Here is a 964-nt window from a genome sequence, read left to right on the forward strand (position 1 = left end):
TTTTAAAATAATTAATTAAAGTAAACTTTAAAATCTCTGTTGGATTCATTAACGTTTCTTCAAAATGTAATTTTTTATCAAATAAAAATGATATTAATCTCATAATGTGGGTTTAAACCCCAAAATATTATTTCTAATATTTGGGGTTATTATTGTTATTAATCAAACCATGATGAAACTTCATCATAAATATCATTTGCTAGTTCAATTACACCTGTTGCTTTAATTAGTTTACCGACAGTTTTACCTGCGTTATTACACTTGTTGCAACCGCCATCAATATTTAAAAGTTCTAAATGTGTTAAATCATTCATATTATTATTGTTTATAAATTTTTAAATAGCTGAAGTAATATTCTAAAACTTAATTTTCTCGTAATAACTAAGTTTTTAAATTTTGTTAGCTTGTTATTTCATCCCACAAACCAGTACAAAAATCTGCAACGTGGTTATAAGCACTTTCTATAGCATTTGCAACAGCTTTTCCAGCTTGGTATGCTTTTCCTTTGTGACCACCATTTATATTGATAGTCTCTTCTAAAGTTAAATTTCTCATGTTATCTTAAATTAATCTGTAAAACCATCATACAAACCTCTGAAGAAATCGGCGGTTTCGTGTCCTGCTTTTTTTATTATTTTTATTAATGTTCCTACTTTACCACCGCCTTCGATTACAATTTTTTCGACATGATTAAGCTCAACTAAATTCAAATTATCTAGATTCATTTTTAAGTTTTTAAAACCTGTCTAATAACAGGCAAGATTAAACATTTTTTATAAAAAAGTTTCTCGAGAACTTTCTTTCTAATACATTCTTTTTTTCGGCTTCTGTATATTCCGTCTTGCTTTGTTTATTGAGGAACAAATTAGCTTTATCTAAAACCTTATGCTCTGCTTTTTTTTAAAGGGTTACAATGCAGCTGAAGCAATCCCTTATAATCTGGCCAAATTACATTTTAAAAAAA

3 protein-coding genes are annotated in these 964 nt (G+C 27.5%); all 3 read right to left on the reverse strand.

Translation table 11 applies throughout. The features are described from left to right. Positions 1-158 precede the first annotated feature (158 nt). Entirely contained in the window at positions 159-314 is a 156-nt protein-coding gene (locus A3SG_RS21775; RefSeq protein WP_016991454.1) for a hypothetical protein, read from the reverse strand. 85 nt (positions 315-399) lie between these two features. Next, positions 400-555 (reverse strand): hypothetical protein, encoded by a 156-nt coding sequence (locus A3SG_RS21780; RefSeq protein ID WP_016991455.1) that lies wholly within the window; start codon positions 553-555, stop codon positions 400-402. An 11-nt stretch (positions 556-566) separates the two neighbouring features. Continuing rightward, complete coding sequence (locus tag A3SG_RS21785) at positions 567-725, reverse strand: hypothetical protein (RefSeq protein WP_016991456.1); 159 nt, start codon at positions 723-725, stop codon at positions 567-569. Positions 726-964 lie beyond the last annotated feature (239 nt).

The sequence above is a fragment of the Flavobacterium sp. ACAM 123 genome (assembly GCF_000264055.1).
Classification (GTDB): domain Bacteria; phylum Bacteroidota; class Bacteroidia; order Flavobacteriales; family Flavobacteriaceae; genus Flavobacterium.

What these genes read in the sequence shown, in the direction of transcription:
- A3SG_RS21775 (WP_016991454.1), bottom strand. Translation starts at nt 314, where the DNA reads ATGAATGATTTAACACATTTAGAACTTTTAAATATTGATGGCGGTTGC.
- A3SG_RS21780 (WP_016991455.1), bottom strand. Translation starts at nt 555, where the DNA reads ATGAGAAATTTAACTTTAGAAGAGACTATCAATATAAATGGTGGTCAC.
- A3SG_RS21785 (WP_016991456.1), bottom strand. Translation starts at nt 725, where the DNA reads ATGAATCTAGATAATTTGAATTTAGTTGAGCTTAATCATGTCGAAAAA.